Origin of the sequence: Stenotrophomonas sp. MMGLT7, from assembly GCF_021168555.1 — a bacterium.
Classification (GTDB): domain Bacteria; phylum Pseudomonadota; class Gammaproteobacteria; order Xanthomonadales; family Xanthomonadaceae; genus MMGLT7.
The window spans coordinates 97,673-116,787 of record NZ_JAJOZS010000013.1 but is presented as its reverse complement, the minus strand read 5'-3'; the positions used below and the strand labels follow the sequence as shown (position 1 = coordinate 116,787).

13 protein-coding genes are annotated in these 19,115 nt (G+C 69.5%); 5 read left to right on the top strand and 8 right to left on the bottom strand.

Annotated features, from left to right (window positions below):
• Positions 1 to 102: 102 nt before the first annotated feature.
• Entirely contained in the window at positions 103 to 330 is a 228-nt protein-coding gene (locus LRX76_RS15055) for a CstA-like transporter-associated (seleno)protein (RefSeq protein WP_231806445.1), read from the bottom strand.
• Positions 327 to 2,399 carry a carbon starvation CstA family protein gene (locus LRX76_RS15050; protein ID WP_231806444.1) on the bottom strand — a complete coding sequence of 691 codons (2,073 nt, stop codon included), beginning with the start codon at positions 2,397 to 2,399 and terminating at the stop codon, positions 327 to 329. The genes LRX76_RS15055 and LRX76_RS15050 overlap by 4 nt, the downstream gene beginning before the upstream one ends.
• Before the next feature lie 419 nt (positions 2,400 to 2,818).
• Between LRX76_RS15050 and LRX76_RS15045 the strand changes: the two genes are divergently transcribed.
• Positions 2,819 to 3,679: a pirin family protein gene (locus LRX76_RS15045; RefSeq protein WP_231806443.1), complete on the top strand. Its 861-nt coding sequence runs from the start codon at positions 2,819 to 2,821 to the stop codon at positions 3,677 to 3,679.
• A 179-nt stretch (positions 3,680 to 3,858) separates the two neighbouring features.
• Here the strand turns inward: LRX76_RS15045 and LRX76_RS15040 are convergent, their stop codons facing one another.
• The 3 genes from LRX76_RS15040 to nfi form a co-directional block, all read right to left on the bottom strand.
• Entirely contained in the window at positions 3,859 to 4,320 is a 462-nt protein-coding gene (locus LRX76_RS15040; protein WP_231806442.1) for a hypothetical protein, read from the bottom strand.
• Positions 4,321 to 5,122: 802 nt separating this feature from the next.
• Positions 5,123 to 6,013: a pirin family protein gene (locus tag LRX76_RS15035; RefSeq protein WP_231806441.1), complete on the bottom strand. Its 891-nt coding sequence runs from the start codon at positions 6,011 to 6,013 to the stop codon at positions 5,123 to 5,125.
• A gap of 181 nt (positions 6,014 to 6,194) precedes the next feature.
• Positions 6,195 to 6,902, bottom strand: a complete 708-nt coding sequence (gene nfi / locus LRX76_RS15030) for a deoxyribonuclease V (RefSeq protein ID WP_231806440.1) — start codon at positions 6,900 to 6,902, stop codon at positions 6,195 to 6,197.
• 100 nt (positions 6,903 to 7,002) lie between these two features.
• Here nfi and gpmA point away from each other — a divergent pair, with 100 nt between their 5' ends.
• From gpmA to LRX76_RS15015, 3 genes are all read left to right on the top strand, one after another.
• Positions 7,003 to 7,752 (top strand): 2,3-diphosphoglycerate-dependent phosphoglycerate mutase, encoded by a 750-nt coding sequence (gene gpmA / locus LRX76_RS15025; RefSeq protein WP_231806439.1) that lies wholly within the window; start codon positions 7,003 to 7,005, stop codon positions 7,750 to 7,752.
• Positions 7,753 to 7,899: 147 nt separating this feature from the next.
• Positions 7,900 to 9,942, top strand: a complete 2,043-nt coding sequence (locus tag LRX76_RS15020; RefSeq protein WP_231806438.1) for a M13-type metalloendopeptidase — start codon at positions 7,900 to 7,902, stop codon at positions 9,940 to 9,942.
• Positions 9,943 to 10,080: 138 nt separating this feature from the next.
• The gene (locus LRX76_RS15015) at positions 10,081 to 11,637 is read left to right on the top strand and encodes a phospholipase D family protein (RefSeq protein WP_231806437.1); all 1,557 of its coding nucleotides are present in this window, start codon (positions 10,081 to 10,083) and stop codon (positions 11,635 to 11,637) included.
• Between the two features lie 440 nt (positions 11,638 to 12,077).
• Here the strand turns inward: LRX76_RS15015 and LRX76_RS15010 are convergent, their stop codons facing one another.
• Positions 12,078 to 12,683 carry an HD domain-containing phosphohydrolase gene (locus tag LRX76_RS15010; RefSeq protein WP_231806436.1) on the bottom strand — a complete coding sequence of 202 codons (606 nt, stop codon included), beginning with the start codon at positions 12,681 to 12,683 and terminating at the stop codon, positions 12,078 to 12,080.
• A 213-nt stretch (positions 12,684 to 12,896) separates the two neighbouring features.
• On the bottom strand, positions 12,897 to 14,693 hold the full coding sequence (locus LRX76_RS15005) for a methyl-accepting chemotaxis protein (protein WP_231806435.1): 1,797 nt from the start codon (positions 14,691 to 14,693) through the stop codon (positions 12,897 to 12,899).
• A 412-nt stretch (positions 14,694 to 15,105) separates the two neighbouring features.
• Between LRX76_RS15005 and LRX76_RS15000 the strand changes: the two genes are divergently transcribed.
• Entirely contained in the window at positions 15,106 to 15,258 is a 153-nt protein-coding gene (locus LRX76_RS15000) for a hypothetical protein (RefSeq protein WP_231806434.1), read from the top strand.
• Positions 15,259 to 15,434: 176 nt separating this feature from the next.
• Here LRX76_RS15000 and mfd read toward each other — a convergent pair whose 3' ends face one another.
• A complete protein-coding gene (gene mfd / locus LRX76_RS14995) occupies positions 15,435 to 18,938 on the bottom strand; it encodes a transcription-repair coupling factor (protein ID WP_231806433.1) in 3,504 nt (1,167 codons plus the stop codon).
• Positions 18,939 to 19,115 lie beyond the last annotated feature (177 nt).

Below are 19,115 nucleotides of genomic sequence, written 5' to 3'. Positions count from 1 at the left end.
GACTTCAGTCGCGATGGGGCTCTACCGGTAGAGCCCCATCGCGACTGAAGTCGCTCCTACAGCACCGCTTGCGGCATCGTGGTGCGTTGGGGGCCAACCCCGTCAGCAGCAGCGGAAGCCGCTCTTGCCGCCGTAGCGTGCGTCCTGGCGCTCGCGGAAGAAGGTCTTGTAGTCCATCGGCGTGCGGTCCGGGTGCTTCTCCAGCACGTGCCGCACGTAGTTGTCGTAGTCGGGGATGCCGCAGCACAGCCGTGCGGTCTGCACCAGGCGCCGCCAGATGCGGCGGTGCGCCTGGTACTGGCCGACCGGGACGAGCGCGCCGCCGGTCACAGGTCCGCCATCTGCGCCGGGGTCAGCGCCACGTACGGGGTTTCCTTGTCGGTGCGCTGCGGGGTGCGGCGGGCGATCACTATCGTGCGGATCGAGAACACCAGGATCGACAGCACCACGAACAGGAACAGCACCGTCAGCCCGGTATTGACGTAGGCGTTGGTGACGATCTGCTGCATCTGCGCTACCGACTTGGCCGGGGCGGTGATGGTGTCGCTGGCGATGGCGGCCTGGAACTTGTGCGCCTGCGCCAGGAAGCCCTGCGCCGGGTTGGAGTCGAAGATCTTGATCAGGCCGGCGTAGCCGGTGCAGACCAGCAGGAACACCGCCGGCACCGCCGTCACCCAGGCGTAGCGGTCGCGCTTCATCTTGAACAGCACCACGGTGCCGAGCATCAGCGCGATGCCCGCCAGCATCTGGTTGGAGATGCCGAACAGCGGCCACAGGGTCTGGATGCCGCCGAACGGATCGACCACGCCGGTGTACAGCAGGTAGCCCCAAAGCGCCACGCAGCCGGCGGTGGCGATGATGTTGGCGGTCCACGATTCGGTCCGGCGCAGGGCGGGGACGAAGTTGCCCAGCAGGTCCTGCAGCATGAAGCGGCCGGCGCGGGTGCCCGCGTCCACCGCGGTCAGGATGAACAGCGCCTCGAACAGGATGGCGAAGTGGTACCAGAACGCCATGGTGTCCTCGCCCGGCAGCAGCTGGTGCAGGATCTGGGCGATGCCGACGGCCAGGGTCGGCGCGCCGCCGGCGCGGGCCAGCACGGTGTGCTCGCCGATGTCGCGGGCGGTGGCCTCGAGCACTTCCGGCGTGATGTGGAAGCCCCACTCGGAGACCTTGGCGGCGACCGAGACGACGTCGCTGCCGACCAGCGAGGCCGGGCTGTTCATGGCGAAGTACACGCCTGGCTCGATGATCGAGGCCGCCACCAGCGCCATCACCGCCACGAACGATTCCATCAGCATGCCGCCGTAGCCGATGTAGCGCATGTGGCCTTCGTTGGCCAGCAGCTTGGGCGTGGTGCCCGAGGCGATCAGCGCGTGGAAGCCCGATACCGCGCCGCAGGCGATCGTGATGAACAGGAACGGGAAGATGCCGCCCTTCCACACCGGGCCGTCGCCGCTGTGGGCGAACTGGGTCAGCGCGGGCATCTTCAGGTCCGGCATCACGATCAGGATGCCGATCGCCAGCGCGAGGATGGTGCCGATCTTGAGGAAGGTGGACAGGTAGTCGCGCGGGGCCAGCAGCAGCCACACCGGCAGCACCGAGGCGACGAAGCCGTAGCCGATCAGCATCCAGGTGATCTGCGGGCCGGTGAAGGTGAAGGCGGGGCCCCACACCGGATCTGCGGCGACCTTGCCGCCGTACCAGATCGCCAGCAGCAGCAGGATCAGGCCGACCACCGAGATCTCGCCGATCTTGCCGGGGCGGATGTAGCGCATGTAGATGCCCATCAGGATCGCGATCGGCATCGTCGCGATCACCGTGAACATGCCCCAGGGGCTCTCGGCCAGCGCCTTGACCACCACCATGGCCAGTACCGCCAGGATGATGATCATGATCAGGAAGGCGCCGAACAGGGCGATGGTGCCGGGGATCTGGCCCATCTCCTCGCGCACCAGGTCGCCCAGCGAGCGGCCGTTGCGGCGGCTGGACAGGAACAGCACCATGAAGTCCTGCACCGCGCCGGCGAACACCACGCCGACCACCAGCCACAGCAGGCCGGGCAGGTAGCCCATCTGCGCGGCCAGTACCGGGCCGACCAGCGGGCCGGCGCCGGCGATGGCGGCGAAGTGGTGGCCGAACAGCACGTGCTTGTTCGTCGGCACGTAGTCCAGGCCGTCGTTGTTGATGACGGCCGGCGTCGCCCGCGTCGTGTCCAGCTGCATCACGTTCTTGGCGATGAACAGGCTGTAGAAGCGGTAGGCGATCAGGTACAGCGAGACCGCCGCCACCACGATCCACAACGCGTTGATGTGCTCGCCACGGCGCAGCGCCACCGTGCCCAGGCAGAACGCGCCGACCACCGCGAGTACGGCCCAGCCCAGTTTGGAGAAACCTTTCATGAATGCCTGCTCCCCTTGAGAGGGTGCCAGATTCCCCCGGGAAGCAGTGCCGGTCAATGCCGACGATCAAGCCGCGCCTAGAACTTTGGTCGTACGCTCGGCCTATCGCAGGCTCCTGCGAGCACGGGCGACAGGAAGCCGTGCGGGCGGCGAAGCCCGCGGATGCGCTCCGCTCCTGCGCCGGTCCCCGGCGTGTAGCGCGGCGACAGGCCGGCAGTCCGTCGCAAGACCAGCCTCGCACGGCGGGCTTCGGCCAGCTTCGCCGTGGTGGAGCATTCCGCCTCGGACGTTTCCGTTGCCCCGCCTCGTGCTGCGGCGGATTGACGCTGCAATGGAACGAAAGGTTGCGTCGGCGGCGATTGCCGCGCCGCCGCTGCGCAACCATTTCACTGGCTTCGACACACTATATGGAGTACCCGATGAGCCAGTCCCGACTTCCTGCGCCGGCGCGTGTCGTGCGCAGCGTGCGCGGCCAGCCCACCTCCGACGGCGCCGGCGTGCGCCTGACCCGCGTCATCGGCGCGCCCGGGCTGCCCGACCTGGATCCGTTCCTGCTGCTGGACGAGTTCGGCACCGAGAAGGCCGAGGACTACATCGCCGGGTTTCCCAGCCATCCGCACCGCGGTTTCGAGACGGTGACCTACATGCTCGACGGACGCATGCGCCACAAGGACAACCACGGCAACGAGGGCCTGCTCACGTCCGGCAGCGTGCAGTGGATGACCGCCGGCCGCGGCCTGGTGCACTCGGAGATGCCCGAGCAGGAATCCGGGCGCATGCGCGGTTTCCAGCTGTGGGTCAATCTGCCCGCGAGCGAGAAGATGACCGCGCCGCGGTACCAGGAGTTCGCCCCGGAGCGCATCCCGGTGGTGCATCCGGCCATCGGCGTGCAGGTCAAGGTGATCGCCGGCCGGGTGGGCGAGGTCGCCGGGCCGATCATGCAGCCGGCGACCGATCCGCTGTACCTGGACATCCGGCTCGAGCCCGGCGCCGCCTGGGATTTCGTGCTGCCGGACGGGCACAACGCGTTCGCCTATGCCTTCGAGGGCGAACTGGACATCGGCCGGGACGACGACGCGCGGCCTCTGCCGGCGCAGCAGCTGGCGGTACTCGGCGGCGGCGCGCTGCTGCAGTTGCATGCGGGCGGGCAGGGCGCGCGGCTGATCCTGGTGGCCGGCAGACCGCTGCGCGAACCGGTGGTGCGGCATGGGCCGTTCGTGATGAACACCCGCCAGGAACTGATGCAGGCCTTCGTCGATTTCCAGGAAGGGCGGTTCTAGGAGCCGGTTCCCAAGCCCGGATAACGGCACGCCGGCCGCGTCCGACCTGCGTGCCTGTCGTGCTGCAGGCGGCGGACCTTGGTCCGCCCTATGCCGGCTCAATGCAATCGACATGGGACCCCGGCCCACCGCCGGCTGGCGACGGCCATGGCCGGGTCCGGGTCCGGGTCCGGGCGGCGCTACTTCTCGCTGGCCAACTGCACGGCCTGCAGGTCCAGGCGCTGCACGATGCCCTGGATGGCCTGCAATTCCTCGGTGCTTGCGGCGTCCACCCATATCTGCGCATAGCGGCCCTTGCCGAAATCGATCGCGGCGACGCGGCGCGTGGCGAGCTGCGACGGATCCAGGCCGGCGAGGTCGGGGACGTACCAGTGGAACTTCTCGTCCTCGATCGATCCTCGCTCGGCGCGATGGCTGCGCACCAGGCTCAGCCTGGGGTCGCGGCGGGTCAGCATGATGCCCAGGGCTTGCCTGCCTTCGGCGGTGAACGCCTTGCACGAAAGATAGTCGTCGCCGGCCTGCTGTTGCCATTGCAGCCCGGCGGCGGGCGGCAGTTGCGGACAGGCGAACGGCTGCTGGGCGCCCGCGTGGCCGCCGGCCAACAGCAGGCACGGTCCGAGAATGCGGATGGCGTTCTTCATGCGTTGGATCCCCGAGTCGGAAGCGAACCTGGGCGGCATCGCCGTGTGACCCTGCCGCGATGCTGCCCGAATGCCTTCCGACGCTCCCCGCGCGGACGACACCTTGCGCTGCACCATAACCAAGGGCTACCTGCGAGGCAACCGGCAGGCGGGCGGCAATCCCGGGGTTCCGACCGACAAGAAAGCCAAGCCATCGTCGTCCGGGCCTGCGCGCACAACTGTCGGGGAAATTCCGATCGTCGCTCCGGCGCAGGCGGAAGCCCATTGGACGTTGTCTCGATCTGTACGAAAGTCCCTGGGCTCCGTCTGCGCGCACGACTTTGCGGGGAAGTTTCCCGACCTGGCCGGCGAGGGCTTGCGGCGGAGGCCTTGCGACCTCGATGGCAGCGGGACTCGGAGCGTAGGCCGTCGTCCGTGTGCTCGTCGGCCCCGCGCAGGCGGGGAGCCAGCAATTTACGTGGTGAAATCAATCAGCTACGCATATCCCGGTAGCTCCACCTTTCAAGGCACAGGCACTGGATCCCCGCCTGCGCGTGGACGACGCGTTCAATTCTCCCGGACGTGAGCCATGCCGCTTCAGCTGCCAGCTGTCCGATCCTGAATTTTCTGCGGACAGTAGTGCGCCTGCGCGGGGATGACGAGAACCAAGGTTCGGCGCGCAAGCCTCTCTATCCGGGTCCCGGGAGTGCCCAGGCGCATCGAGAGCCTCGCGTTTCAGGCTTCGCTGTCCCGGCGAGGAAACTTCTCCGGGCAGCAGTGCGCCTGCGCGGCGATGGCGAAACGCCGGCCGCGGGACGGACTCCTAGGGATAGTCCACCGGCTTGGGGACCCGCTGCTCGGGCAGCGGGATGAATTCCTTGTCGTCCCCGGGGATGGTGCCGAAGCGGCCCTGGCGCCAGTCCTCCTTGGCCTGCTCGATGCGCTCCTTCGAGCTGGAGACGAAGTTCCACCACAGGTGGCGCGGCGCGTCGAGCGGCTCGCCGCCCATCAGCATGGCCTTGAGCGGCGTCTTCGCGCGCAGCCGCGCGCGGGCGCCGGGCTCGGGGATCACCAGGTGGCGGGCGGGGATGTCGACCCCGTCCAGCTGCGCCTCGCCCTCCAGCACGTAGATGCAGCGCTCGACGTGCGAGCCGTCCAGGTCGATTTCGGCGTCGGCCTGCAGGTCGATGGCGACGTTGAGGGTGTCGGCGAACACCTCCACCGGCGATTCCTCGCCGTAGCCGCGGCCGGCGATCACCCGCAGCCAGGCGCCCGCGCGGCGTTGCTGCGGCAGGCGCTCGGCGCCGAAGTGGAAGAACGCCGGCGCGGTTTCCTCGGCCGACCGCGGCAGCGCCACCCAGGTCTGCATGCCGTGCAGCGGGCTCTCGTGCTCGCGCGCGGTCTGCGGGGTGCGTTCGGAGTGGGCGATGCCGCGTCCGGCGGTCATCCAGTTGACGTCGCCGGCGCGGATCACCTGGTCCGAGCCGAGCGTGTCGCGATGGCCGATCTCGCCCGACCACAGGAAGGTCACGGTGGCCAGGCCGATGTGCGGGTGCGGACGCACGTCGATGCCGTGCCCGGGCTCGAACAGTGCCGGGCCCATGTGGTCGACGAACACGAACGGGCCGACGCTGCGCGCCTGCAGGCTGGGCACGGAGCGGCGGACTTGCAGTCCATCGATGTCGTGGACGCGGGGCGCGATGATCGTGGTCATGGGAAGGCTCGCTATGGTGCTCGCTGGCGACGTGGCCACAGCATCGCATGGGGCGTCGGGGCTCCCTTTCCGGGCCGGGGCAGGCTGGTGCGCGGTGGGGGGGGGATTGGGGATTCGGGATTGGGGATTGGCAAACGCCTTGCTCTTGCGAATCCCCAATCCCGAATCCCCAATCCCCGCCCTAAAGCAAATCGTCCTGCCGAAGGTCCGGCATCGCGCCGCGCCGCGAGGCCAGGCGGTCGGCCAGCCGGGTGGGTTCGGGCAGGCGGTAGCCGGCGAGGAAGCGCTCGGTCAGCGCCAGCGCGCCATCCAGGGACACGTTGTGGCCCGGCGACACGATCAACGGGTTGCAGCGGCGCTTGCTGCGCAGCGCCCAGCCGACCTGTTCGCCGCGGTGCAGGATCGGCGTGCGCTCGCCCGGCTCCGGCCCGGGCGGGTCGAAGCGGCCGGCCAGCAGCGTCTTGGCCACGCCGATGCTGGGCAGTCCGCTGACCACGCCGAAATGCGCGGCGATGCCCAGCCGGCGCGGGTGGGCGATGCCCTGGCCATCGACGAACACCAGGTCCGGCGTGCGCGAAAGCAGTGCCAGCGCCTGCATCAGCGCCGGCAGCTCGCGGAAGCTGAGCAGGCCGGGGACGTAGGGCATCGAGGTCGGCACCCGCGCGACATGGCTTTCCAGCAACTGCAGCGATTGCGCGTCCAGCAGCACCGCGGCGGCGCGGGTGACGGCACCGTCGTCCTCGAAGCCGACGTCGAAGCCGGCCAGCAGCTGCAGCGGCTGCCGGTAGCGGTCTTCCAGCACCACCTGGCGCGCGAGCTGATGCTGCAGCACCCGCGCCTGTGCCGGGGAACCGTCCCAATCGCCGAAGACCGAATCGTTGCTGTCCATGGCCGCATCATCGCCGACGCGGGGTGGTCGCCGGGTGCAGGCGGGCTGGCGGCGTGCGGCTACAATCGTGGGCTCGACCCGTGTCCGATGGAGATCCGTAGTGACCCGCAAACTCGTATTGCTGCGCCATGGCCAGAGCCAGTGGAACCTGGCCAACCGCTTCACCGGCTGGGTGGACGTGGATCTCACCGAACAGGGGCGCCAGGAAGCGGCGGCGGCCGGACGCCTGATGCGCGAGGAGGGCCTGCAGTTCGACGTCGCCCATACCTCGGTGCTCAAGCGCGCCATCCACACCCTGCAGGGGGCGCTGGCCGAACTGGACCAGGACTGGCTGCCGGTGCACAAGAGCTGGCGCCTCAACGAGCGCCACTACGGCGCGCTGCAGGGCCTGGACAAGGCCGAGACCGCGGCCCGCCACGGCGAGGACCAGGTCAAGGTCTGGCGCCGCTCCTACGACATCCCGCCGCCGCCGATGGACGCCGAGGATCCGGGCCATCCGCTCCACGACCGCCGCTACGCCACGCTCGACCGCCACGCGTTGCCCGGAACCGAATCGCTGGCGACCACCCTCGATCGCGTGCTGCCGTACTGGTTCGACGCCATCGCGCCGCAGCTCAAGGACGGCAGGACGGTGCTGGTGACCGCGCACGGCAACTCGCTGCGGGCGCTGTACAAGTACCTCAACGGCGTCTCGCGCGAGGACATCGTCGAGCTCAACATCCCCACCGGCATCCCGCTGCTGTTCGAGCTGGACGACGAGCTGGCGGTGCAGTCCTTCCGCTACCTGGGCGATCCGGAGGCGGCGAAGAAGGCGGCCGCGGCCGTGGCCGCGCAGGGCAAGGCGAAGTAGCCGGCCGACGTTGCGGCATGCGATATATGCAACCGGCTCCCGAGCCGGCAGTGCGTGCCGACTCCGCTGGGGCATGACCTTTGTCCTACCCGTCACGGCGCGCGATCGCCTACGCTGGCCGTTTGCGCCGTCCCACGGAGTTCCTGCATGAGGCTTCCCACGTTGTTTCCCTTGACCCTGTCCATCGCCGCGGCGATCGCCGCTCCGGCCCTGGCCGCCGGCGGCGACGAGCCGCTGCCCAGCGCCAGCCTGCAGCCGGGCGACCTGGATCCGTCCGTGTCCGCCTGCACCGACCTCAACGCCTTCGTCAACGGCAAGTGGCTGGCGGCCAACCCGGTGCCGGCCGACCGCACCACCTGGGGCAGCTTCGAGATCCTCGGCGAGCGCTCGCTGGCGATCCAGCACAAACTGGTGCAGGAAGCCGCGGCCGGCGCACGGCCCGGCAGCATCGAGGCCAAGCTGGGCGACATCTGGAGCACCGGCATGGACCAGGCGGCAGTCGACGCGGCCGGCATCGCCCCGCTGCAGCCGCAGCTGGCGCGCATCGAGCAGGTGCGCGACAGCGCCGGCGTCGCCGCCTACCTGCGCCAGGCCTACGCGGCCGGGCAGGGGCCGCTGTTCTCCTTCGGCGCCAACGCCGACTACAAGGATTCCGGGCAGGTGATCGCCTACGCCGGCCAGGGCGGCCTGGGGCTGCCGGAGAAGGGCTACTACGTCGAGCCGGCCCACGCCAAGATCCGCGAGGCCTACGTGCAGTACATCGCGCGGCTGCTGACGCTGTCAGGCGTGGACGCGGCGCAGGCGGCCGCACAGGCCAAGGCGGTGATGGAGTTCGAGACCCGGCTGGCGCAGGCCTCGCTCTCGCGCATCGAGCTGCGCGACCCGGCCCGGCGCTACAACCCGGTGAGCCTGGCCGAGGCCGAGCGCATCATCCCCAGCCTCGACTGGACGGCGTTCTTCGACACCCTGCAGGTGCCGGCGCCGGCACATTTCTCGCTGGGCCAGCCGCAGTACTTCGCCGAGCTGGAGAGCATGCTGGCGCGGGTGCCGGCCTCGACCTGGCGCGCCTACCTGCGCTTCCACGCCGTCGACGACGCCGCACCGTACCTGGGCCAGGCGTTCGAGCAGGCCAACTTCGACTTCTACTCCAGGACCCTGCGCGGCCAGCAGGAAATGCTGCCGCGCTGGAAGCGCGTGCTCGCCGCCACCAACACCGCCATGGGCGAGGCGCTGGGCAAGCTGTACGTGCAGGACGCGTTCCCGGCGCAATCCAAGGAGCAGATGCAGCACCTGGTGCAGAACCTGTCGGTGGCGCTGAAGGCGCGGCTGCAGAACCTGGACTGGATGAGCGAGCAGACCAAGCAGCGCGCGCTGGAGAAGTGGGCCAGCTTCACCCCGAAGATCGGCTACCCGGACAAGTGGCGCGACTGGAGCGGGCTGCAGACCACCCGCAGCAGTTTCCTGGCCAACATGCAGACCGCGCGCGCGTTCAACTACCGCTACATGCTCGACAAGATCGGCAAGCCGGTGGACCGGACCGAATGGGGCATGACCCCGCAGACGGTCAACGCCTACTACAACGCCACCAAGAACGAGATCGTGTTCCCGGCGGCGATCCTGCAGGCGCCGTTCTTCGATCCCGAGGCCGATCCGGCGCTCAACTACGGCGGCATCGGTGCGGTGATCGGCCACGAGATGATGCACGGCTACGACGATTCGGGCAGCCAGTTCGACGCCCAGGGCAACTTCGACAACTGGTGGACCGAGGGCGACCGCAAGCGCTTCGACGAGCGCACCGACAAGCTGGTGGCGCAGTTCGACGGCTACGAGGCGCTGCCCGGCCTGCACGTGAAGGGACGGCTAACCCTGGGCGAGAACATCGGCGACCTCGGCGGGCTGACCGTGGCCTACGACGCGCTGCAGGTGGCGCTGAAGGAGGATCCGGCCGCCAACGTGCAGGTGGACGGCTACAGCCAGGACCAGCGCTTCTTCATGAACTGGGCCACGGTGTGGCGGCGCAACTTCACCGACGGCGAGCTGCGGGTGCGCCTGAACACCGATCCGCACGCGCCGGCCAACTTCCGCGCCAACGGCGCGCCGTCGAACATGCCGGCGTTCGCGCAGGCGTTCCAGTGCAAGGCCGGCGACGCGATGGTGCGGCCGGACAAGGATCGCGTGGTGATCTGGTAGGCCCGCCTTGGCGGGCCGGGATTCGGGATTGGAGATTCGGGATTCGATGGAAGCAGGAGCAGGGCATTTGCCAATCCCGAATCCTGAATCCCCGATCCCTCCCCCTAGAATGGACGTCCACTCATTCCGGGCCCGCCGATGAAGAAGGCATTGAAGTGGATCGGCCTGGCATTCGCGCTGCTGGCGCTGGCCTCGCTGCTGTCGTTGTACGGCTACGGCCGGTTCGCCGAGCGTGCCCGGGGCGTCGAGTCGCGGGCGCTGCCGCCGGCCGCGGACGCGACCCCCATCGATCGCGCGGTGCGGCCGTTGACCGAGGCACGGCCCGGGCAAACGGGCATGCTGATGCTGGCCGACAACGTCGATGCCTTCGCGGTGCGTGCGCTCACCGCGCGCTCGGCCGGCCGCAGCCTGGACCTGCAGTACTACATCTGGCATCCGGACTTCACCGGCAACCTGCTGTACGGCGAACTGGTGCGCGCAGCCGATCGCGGCGTGCGGGTGCGCCTGCTGCTGGACGACATGAACGCCCACGGCAGCCATTCCGTGCTGGCCGCGCTGGACGACCATCCGCTGATCGAGGTGCGCATGTTCAACCCGACCCGCGCCCGCGAGGGCACGCTGATGCGCGGGGCGGAGATGCTGCTGCGGTTCTTCAGCATCAACCGGCGCATGCACAACAAGGCCTGGATCGCCGATGGCCGGATCGCCGTGGTCGGCGGCCGCAACATCGGCGACGAATACTTCGATGCCGCCGGCGACGTCAACTTCCTGGATACCGACGTGGCCCTGGTCGGTCCGGCGGTGGCGCAGGGCTCGCGGATATTCGACGCCTACTGGAACAGCCGCAGCGCCATCCCGCTGTCGGCACTGGCGCAGCCCGGCGGCGATGCGCTGGCGCGGCTGCGCGGCGCCATCGATGCGGGAATGGCGTCGGTGCGCGCCCATCCCTACCTGCAGCGGGTGCGGCAGTCGACCGACGTGCGTGGCCTGCTGGCGAGCGACCCGCCGCTGCACTGGACGCGGCAGGCGCAGGTGGTGTCCGACCCGCCGGAGAAGGCCGAGGGCGCCGCGCCGACGGCCGACTGGCTGACGCCGGTGCTGGTGTCGCACATGGCGCGCACGCAGCGCGAGCTGAAGCTGATATCGCCGTACTTCGTGCCCGGCGATGCCGGCGTGCGCTGGATCGGCGAGCTGCGCCGGCGCGGCGTGGAGGTGGGCATCCTGACCAATTCGCTGGCGGCCAACGACGTGGTGGCGGTGCATGGCGGCTACGCCGGATATCGCGTGCCGCTGCTGCGCCAGGGCGTTTCGCTGTTCGAGCTGATGCCGCACGGAAAGCCCGACAGCAGCCTGTTCGGTTCCAGCGGCGCAAGCCTGCATACCAAGGCGTTCGTGCGCGATGGCGAGGCCGGCTTCATCGGCTCGTTCAATCTCGATCCGCGCTCGATCAACCTCAATACCGAGATGGGCCTGCTGTTCCGCGACGCCGATGCGGCCGCCGAACTGGAAAGGCTGTACGCGGCCAAGACCGCGGCCGACAGCAGCTATCGCCTGCAGTTGCAGGGCGAGCGCCTGCGCTGGCTGGATGGCTCGGTGCAGCCGCCGCGCACCTGGGAGCGCGAGCCGGAAGCGGGGTTCTGGCGTCGCGCCGCCGCCCGGGTGATCGGCTGGCTGCCGCTGGAGTCGCAGCTGTAGGGCAGTGCGGTGCCGTTGTGACCGTGCAGGTGTCCTGCCGACGTGCGGGGAAACGTACCTGGCCGAACAGCCGTTGATCGAAGCGCTGCGGCGCATGCCCGGGAAACCCGAACACGGCGTTCCCGCGGCTTTCGGCCGAAGGTCTGGACTGGCTGGGATCCGGTGATCTTGCGGTGCGATCAATCGGCCATGTGGAGCGGGCAAGGGCAAAGGTTGCATGGGCCGAGGCTGTCCCGGCTCACGGGTGCGCTTCGCTTGCCCGGGCCAGGGTCAGCGTTCCCGCCACGCGCGGCGCGGGATTGGGGATTGGGGATTCGGGATTCGGGATTCGGGAAAGGCAGGAGCAAGGCTCTTGCCAATCCCGAATCTCCAATCCCCAATCCCGGCAGTGCCCGCTGTTCCATCGATGCCTCGACGCAAGAACGATCGCGTCCGCCGGCTCAGCTTCGCCCGGCGCCGGCGTCCTCCATCAGGCACTCGAACTCGGCGAACACCTGCGGATCGATCTGCCGGTGCCTGGCCTGCCGCAGCCGCTGCATCGCCTGCGCGTGCGACAGCATCGCGCGGTAGGGGCGGCTGCTGGTCATGGCGTCATAGCTGTCTGCCACGCTGAGGATGCGTGCCGGCAGCGGGATGTGCTCGCCGTGCAGGCCGTCGGGGTAGCCGCTGCCGTCGTAGGCCTCGTGGTGGTGGCGGATCAGCTGTGCGACCTGCGGCGCATGCGGGTGGCGGCTGGCGGCGAAGATGCGCTCGCCGCGCTCGGAATGGGACTGCATCAGCCGCCAGTCCTCGTCGCTCAAGCGGTGCGGCGCGTTCAAGACGTGGTCGGGGATGCCGATCTTGCCGATGTCGTGGAGCAGGGCGGCCAGGGTCAGCTGCGCCAGCGTGGTGGCATCGAGATCGCAGCGCCGGCCGAGCCGGTTCGCCAGCCGGCTCACGCGGTCGCAGTGGGCACGGGTATAGCGGTCGCGCTCTTCCAGCGCGAGTGCGAGCGATTCGGCGGAGCAGTTCAGGTAGCTGGGGTCGGGGTGAAGGTTGGAAAACAATGTCTGTGAAGCATCGTCAGGAAAAGTGTGACGATGTTCTCAACTAATGCGTCCTTTGCCTACATAAAAATAGAGAAGCGGCAGCGGTGAGCACATCTCGTTCCAGCAGCGGCCCGCTTGCTGCATGGGTGCGGCCGCATCGCATGCGGGATATGCGGGGCCGCGGTTCGCAGGCGGCCGGGCGGAACCCGGCCGCAGGCGCTTCTTCCGGATTCAGGATTGCGGCGTGACGAGGCGGACGATCCTGAGCGGGCGTCCACCCTTCGGCGTGGGGGCCGCCGCCTGCACGGCGCCGGAGAGGGGGAGCGATTCGATCCTGAAGAAGGCCATCAACTGCCGCAGCCGTCCGGCCTGCGCGCTCATTTCCTCCGCGGTGGCGGCCAGTTCCTCGGCATTGGCTGCCGCCTGCTGGGTAGTCTGGTTGAGGTGCCCGACGGTGGTGTTGATCTGCGCCACGCCGTCGCGCTGCTCGCCGGAGGCGGAGGCGATGTCCTGCACCAGCTCGGAGGTGTGGCGGATGGCCGGGACGATCTGCTCCAGCCGGTGCCCGGCGTCCTCGGCCATGCCCACGCTGGAGGCGGCCACGCTGCCGATCTCCCTGGCGGCGGCGCGGCTGCGCTCGGCCAGCCGGCGCACTTCCGCGGCGACCACGGCGAAGCCACGGCCCTGCTCGCCGGCATGGGCTGCCTCGATCGCCGCGTTCAAGGCCAGCAGGTTGGTCTGGTAGGCGATATCGTCGACGATGCAGATCCTGGCGGCGATCTGCTTCATCGCCGCGATGGTGGCATGCACGGTGCGGCTGCCTTCGACAGCGTCGGCCGCGGCCCGCGCGGCGGTGTCGTCGGTGACCTGGGCATTGTCGGCATTGCGCGCGATCGAGGCGGACATCTGTTCCATCGCGCTGCTGGCCTGCTCCACGCCGGCGGCCTGCTCGCAGGCGGCCATGCTCAGCGACTGCGCGGTGGCGCTGACCTGATCGGAGGCACCGGCCAGGGTGCCGGCGCTGTCGTGGACCTCGCCGACGATCTGCCTGAGCTTGGCGACGGTACCGTTGACGTCGCCGTGCATGTCGGCGAAGGCGCCCTCGTAGCGGCCGCCCATGGTGCGGCCGAGGTCGCCGCCGGCGACCGCGCGCATCACCGCGATCACCTCGCCGACGCTGCGCAGGTTGGCGCGGGCGCGCTCGATGGTGTCGTTGATGAAGGCCTTCTTGCCGGGCAGCCGCGGCAGCGGCGCCTCGAAGTTGCCGCGGCCGAATTCGGCGACCACGGCCATGGCCATCTTCTTGACCGCGATATGGCTGCCGACCATGGCGTTGATGCCTTCGGCCATGGTGCGGAAGTCGCCGTCGAAGCGCGCGCTGTCGATGACCACGTCGATGTCGCCGGCGTCGTGCTCGCGCGACATGCGGTTCATCTCCTCGATCAGCCCGGCCAGGTTGCGCCGGACCTGGTCGATGATGTCGTTGATGAAGGCCTTCTTGCCGGGCAGCGGCGGCAGCGACGCCTGGAAGTTGCCGCGGCCGAACTCGGCGACCACGTCCATGGCCATCTTCTTGACCTCGATGTGGCTGCCGACCATCGTGTTGATGCCCTCGGCGATGGTGCGGAACTCGCCCTCGCAGTGCGCGCTGTCGATGACCACGTCGATGTCGCCGGCCTCGTGTTCGCGCGCCATGCGGTTGATCTGTTCGTTGACGTGGCGGATGTTGCTCTGCACCGCGCGCAGGCCGCGTGCGATCTCGTTGCCGCCAATGCCGGCGGCGGGCAGTTCTACGTCGAACCGGCCGTGCGAGAACGCTTCGAGCGTGCGCGCGGCCAGGCGCAGGGAGCGCGCCGCGGCGAACACCGGCCAGGCCAGGACCGCGGCGCAGGCGAGCGCGACGCCCAGCAGCAGTTCGCCCGGATTCTGCCGCTGCACGGTCTCGGGGACCAAGTGGACGGCCAGCAGCGGTATCGCCACGGCGACGGCGGCGGCGATGCACAGCCGGGTAGCCTGGGTCAGGCGCATGGCGCACCTCCCTGGCTGGAAGCGGAACCCTGGAACACGTGGGCAGCATCCGTGCCGATGCGCCTGCAGTGATGCTGTCTTGCCATCTTTCACCTCCGATGTGATGTCGGACTGTCGCCAACTCCGCGGCGGTCCGTGGCCTCCTTCCTGGATAACGGCAGCAGGCGGAAATGCTTCATCGCCTGGCCATGCCGGAAGCTTGCCAATTCATGAACGGCATCTGAAAGATGCAGCGACCGTTGTCGTGGCGACGTGAACGCGTGGCGCCGGCGCGGTAGCCAGGCCGCTGATGCGTGGAGACGGTGCGCCGGCCTGGTGGTGGGTGGCCCGATGTGCGGCCGTCCATCGTCTACAGGCGCGGCTGCTTCCGGATCGTCCAGGTCGGTGGATCGCCCTGGCGCCGAACAACTCGATGCGGAAGATTGCCTTCACCGCCAGCCGGTTCGGCTGCGCGAAGGCCACCGGCGGCAGACGCGGAGGTCCGGTGCTCTCCGTCCGCCAGAGCGGCCTGTTCGTTCCGCTGTCCGACTGGAAGCTGCCGCCGCGGGTGCGGCACGGCTACTGACGAATGCACCGCACCGGGTTTCCCGGCCGATCCATCGAGGCACGCGTGACCCCTGTAGGAGCGCCGTAGGAGCGACTTCAGTCGCGATGGGGCTTTCCCGGGAAAGCCTCATCGCGACTGAAGTCGCTCCTACGGCGTCCCCTGCGGTGGCTGTGACAACCCGAGCGCGGTGCAGGTCAGTTAGGGCTCAGCGAGGTCAACAGGCCGCGGGCGGCGTTGAAGCGGTCCGCCGGCTCGGGCAGCGGATGCTTGATGCGCAGCTTGTCCGGCCCATCCATTGCGTACAGCCGCGGCTGCTTCTGGATCATCTGGATGACGGTCATCGGGTCGACGTTGGGCTTGGGGTCGAACACGATGCGGCCGCCGTTCTCGCCCAGTTCCAGCTTGCGGATGCCCAGGGCGTTGGCCTGCAGCTTGAGCTCGGCGATGGCGTAGAGGTTCTTCACCGCGTCCGGCAGCAGGCCGAAGCGGTCGATCATCTCCACCTGCAGCTCGCGCAGCGCCTCGCTGTCGCGCGCGCTGGAGATGCGCTTGTACAGGGTCAGGCGGGTATGGACGTCGGGCAGGTAGTCCTCCGGGATCAGCGCCGGCACGTGTAACTCGACCTCGGCGCCGCGCGCTTCCTCGCCGGCGTCCAGGTCCGGCAGCTTGCCCTGCCTGATGCTGCGCACCGCGCGCTCGAGCAGCTCGGTGTACAGGCTGAAGCCGACCTCGGCCATCTGCCCGCTCTGGTCCTCGCCCAGCAGCTCGCCGGCGCCGCGGATCTCCAGGTCGTGGGTGGCCAGGGTGAAGCCGGCGCCGAGCTCGTCCATCGAGGCGATCGCCTCCAGCCGCTTCTCGGCATCGGGGGTCATGCTGCGGCGGTCGGGCACCAGCAGGTAGGCGTAGGCGCGGTGGTGCGAGCGGCCGACGCGGCCGCGCAGCTGGTGCAGCTGGGCCAGGCCGAAGCGGTCGGCGCGGTTGATGATGATGGTGTTGGCGTTGGGGATGTCGATGCCCGACTCGATGATCGTGGTCGACAGCAGCACGTTGAAGCGCTGCTTCTGGAAATCCACCATCACCCGCTCCAGCTCGCGCTCGGGCATCTGCCCGTGGGCGATGCCGATGCGCGCCTCCGGCACCAGCTCGGACAGCTCGCGCTGCATGCGGCCGATGCTTTCCACGTCGTTGTGCAGGAAGTACAGCTGGCCGCCGCGCGAAAGCTCGCGCTGGAACGCCTCGCGCAGCTGCGCGCTGTCCCAGGGGGTGACGAAGGTCTGCACCGCCAGCCGGTTCGGCGGCGGGGTGGCGATGATGGACAGGTCGCGCAGCCCGGCCATGGCCATGTTGAGCGTGCGCGGGATCGGCGTGGCGGTCAGCGTCAGCAGGTGCACGTTGGCGCGCAGCGCCTTGAGCGCCTCCTTCTGGCGCACGCCGAAGCGCTGCTCCTCGTCGACGATCACCAGTCCCAGGTCCTTGAACTTGACGTCCGGCTGCAGCAGCCGGTGGGTGCCGATGATCACGTCGATGGTGCCGTCGGCGACCTTGGCCAGCTCGGCCTTGATCTCCTTGGTGCTCTTGAAGCGCGACAGCACCTCGACCTTGAGCGGCCAGTCGGCGAAGCGATCGCGGAAGTTGCGGTAGTGCTGCTCGGCCAGCAGCGTGGTCGGCACCAGCACCGCCACCTGCCGCCCGGAGCTGGCGGCGGCGAAGGCGGCGCGCACGGCGACCTCGGTCTTGCCGAAGCCGACGTCGCCGCAGACCACGCGGTCCATCGGCTGGCTGCTGGCCAGGTCGCGCAGGGTGGCGTCGATGGCGGCCAGCTGGTCCGGCGTCTCCTCGAACGGGAAGCCGGCGGCGAACGGCTCGTACATCGCCCGGTCCACCTGCAGCGCCAGCCCGGCGCGGGCGCGGCGGCGGGCCTGGATCTCCAGCAGCTCGGCGGCGACGTCGCGTACCTTCTCGGCGGCCTTGCGCTTGGCACGGGTCCATTGCTCCCCACCGAGCGAGTGCAGCGGCGCGGTCTCGGCCGAGGCGCCGGAGTAGCGGCTGATCAGCTGCAGCTGCGCCACCGGCACGTACAGGCGGTCGCCCTTGGCGTACTCGATTTCGAGGAATTCGCCGGGCATGCCGCCGATGTCCATCGTCACCAGCCCGCGGTAGCGGCCGACGCCGTGGTCCTCGTGGACGATCGGCGCGCCCTCGGTCAGTTCGCCGAGGTCGCGGATGATCGCCTCGGGCTCGCGCCCGGCGCGGGCACGGCGACGCGGCTGGTTGGCGCGCTCGGGGAACAGCTGGCGCTCGGTGAGCACGGCGATGCGCGGCTCGTCCAGCGCGAAGCCGTCCTCCAGCGGCGCCACGGCGATGGCGAAGCGCGGTGCGCCCCGGCGCAGGAACGCCGGGAAATCGGTCGCCACCTGCGGCTTGAGCTCGGCCGCGGCCAGCACCTCCAGCAGCGCCTCGCGGCGGCCGGGCGAATCGGCGGCGATCAGCACGCGGCCCGGATAATGGTCGAGGAAGGACTTCAGCGCGGCGCCCGGCGCGGCGTCCTTGGCCGCCACCGGCAACGGCGGCAGTGGCTGGTCGCCCAGCGCGCTGGCCTTGTCGATGTTGGCGTGGTCCGCCGGCCAGACCTCGATGCGAGCGAGCCTGTTGAGCCGCTCGCGCAGGGTGTCGGGCGACTGGTACAGCTCTTCCGGCGCCAGCAGCGGGCGTTCGACGTCGTGGCGGCGCTGCTCGTAGCGGCCCTGGGTCTGCGCCCAGAACGCATCGGCGGCATTGGAGACGCCCGGTGCGACCAGCGGCAATGCCTTGTCGCCGAGGTAGTCGAACAGCGTGGCGGTGGAGCTGTGCAGGTCCTTCGCAACAGCCCGCGCGTCGTCGTGCGGCGAGTCGAAGAACAGCGGCAGGTAGTACTCGATGCCTGACGGCGCCAGCCCGGACTTGAGGTCCTGGTACAGCGCGCTGCGGCGGGTGTCGACGTCGAAGCGCTCGCGCAGTGCCGCCAGCACGCGGTCGATGCTGGAATCGTCCATCGGCACTTCGCGGCCGGGCAGCATCTTCACCGCCTCGACCCTGTCCAGCGAGCGCTGCGATTCGGGATCGAAGGCGCGGATCGAGTCGATGTCCTCGTCCAGCAGCTCGATCCGCAGCGGCGTCTTCGAGCCCATCGGGAACACGTCGAGCAGGCCGCCGCGCACGGCGAAGTCGCCCGGGTCCATCACCTGCGGGACGTTGCGGTAGCCGGCGCTTTCCAGCCGGCGCTTCTCGGCCTCGAGGTCCAGGCGCTGGCCGACCCGGAGGTCGAAGCTGCTGCCGACGATGTAGCGCAGCGGCGCCAACCGCTGCATCAGCGTCTGCACCGGCACCACCACCACGCCGCGCTCCAGCGTGGGCAGCCGGTGCAGCGTGGCCAGCCGCTGCGAGACGATCTCCGGGTGCGGGCTGAACTGGTCGTAGGGCAGGGTTTCCCAGTCGGGGAAGCTCAGCACCGGCAACGGCTCGGCCTGCGCGCCTTCCGTGCCCAGCAGGGTATGCAGGTCGGCCTCGAGCTGGCGTGCGGCCTGGTTGTCCCGCGTCACCGCCAGCAGCGGGCCGGGGTGGTGCTCGGCGGCACGGGCGACGTACCAGGCCAGGGCGGTGGCCGAGGCGGGCGCGCGCCAGAAGGCGCGGAGCTGCCCGGATCTGGGCAGTGGCGGCATGGAAGAGGGCTGCGACGACATGAACCGACAATTTTACCGCGCCACGATGAAGCATGGGTAATGCCGGTGGCGGCGCGGAAGGCGTCCGGTCCCTCGCAGCGAGGGGGGCGTGGCGGACTGGTCCGGCCGGCTCCATGGCGCCAGCTGGGATGGCCTGGCGCCCCCGCCGGTTCACCG

Bases quoted from the DNA above. Each gene is read 5' to 3' on its own strand.
- LRX76_RS15015 (WP_231806437.1), top strand. From the start codon at position 10,081: ATGAAGAAGGCATTGAAGTGGATCGGCCTGGCATTCGCGCTGCTGGCG.
- mfd (WP_231806433.1), bottom strand. From the start codon at position 18,938: ATGCCGCCACTGCCCAGATCCGGGCAGCTCCGCGCCTTCTGGCGCGCG.
- LRX76_RS15040 (WP_231806442.1), bottom strand. From the start codon at position 4,320: ATGAAGAACGCCATCCGCATTCTCGGACCGTGCCTGCTGTTGGCCGGC.
- nfi (WP_231806440.1), bottom strand. From the start codon at position 6,902: ATGGACAGCAACGATTCGGTCTTCGGCGATTGGGACGGTTCCCCGGCA.
- LRX76_RS15000 (WP_231806434.1), top strand. From the start codon at position 15,106: ATGCGGAAGATTGCCTTCACCGCCAGCCGGTTCGGCTGCGCGAAGGCC.
- LRX76_RS15050 (WP_231806444.1), bottom strand. From the start codon at position 2,399: ATGAAAGGTTTCTCCAAACTGGGCTGGGCCGTACTCGCGGTGGTCGGC.
- LRX76_RS15045 (WP_231806443.1), top strand. From the start codon at position 2,819: ATGAGCCAGTCCCGACTTCCTGCGCCGGCGCGTGTCGTGCGCAGCGTG.
- LRX76_RS15035 (WP_231806441.1), bottom strand. From the start codon at position 6,013: ATGACCACGATCATCGCGCCCCGCGTCCACGACATCGATGGACTGCAA.
- LRX76_RS15005 (WP_231806435.1), bottom strand. From the start codon at position 14,693: ATGCGCCTGACCCAGGCTACCCGGCTGTGCATCGCCGCCGCCGTCGCC.
- LRX76_RS15020 (WP_231806438.1), top strand. From the start codon at position 7,900: ATGAGGCTTCCCACGTTGTTTCCCTTGACCCTGTCCATCGCCGCGGCG.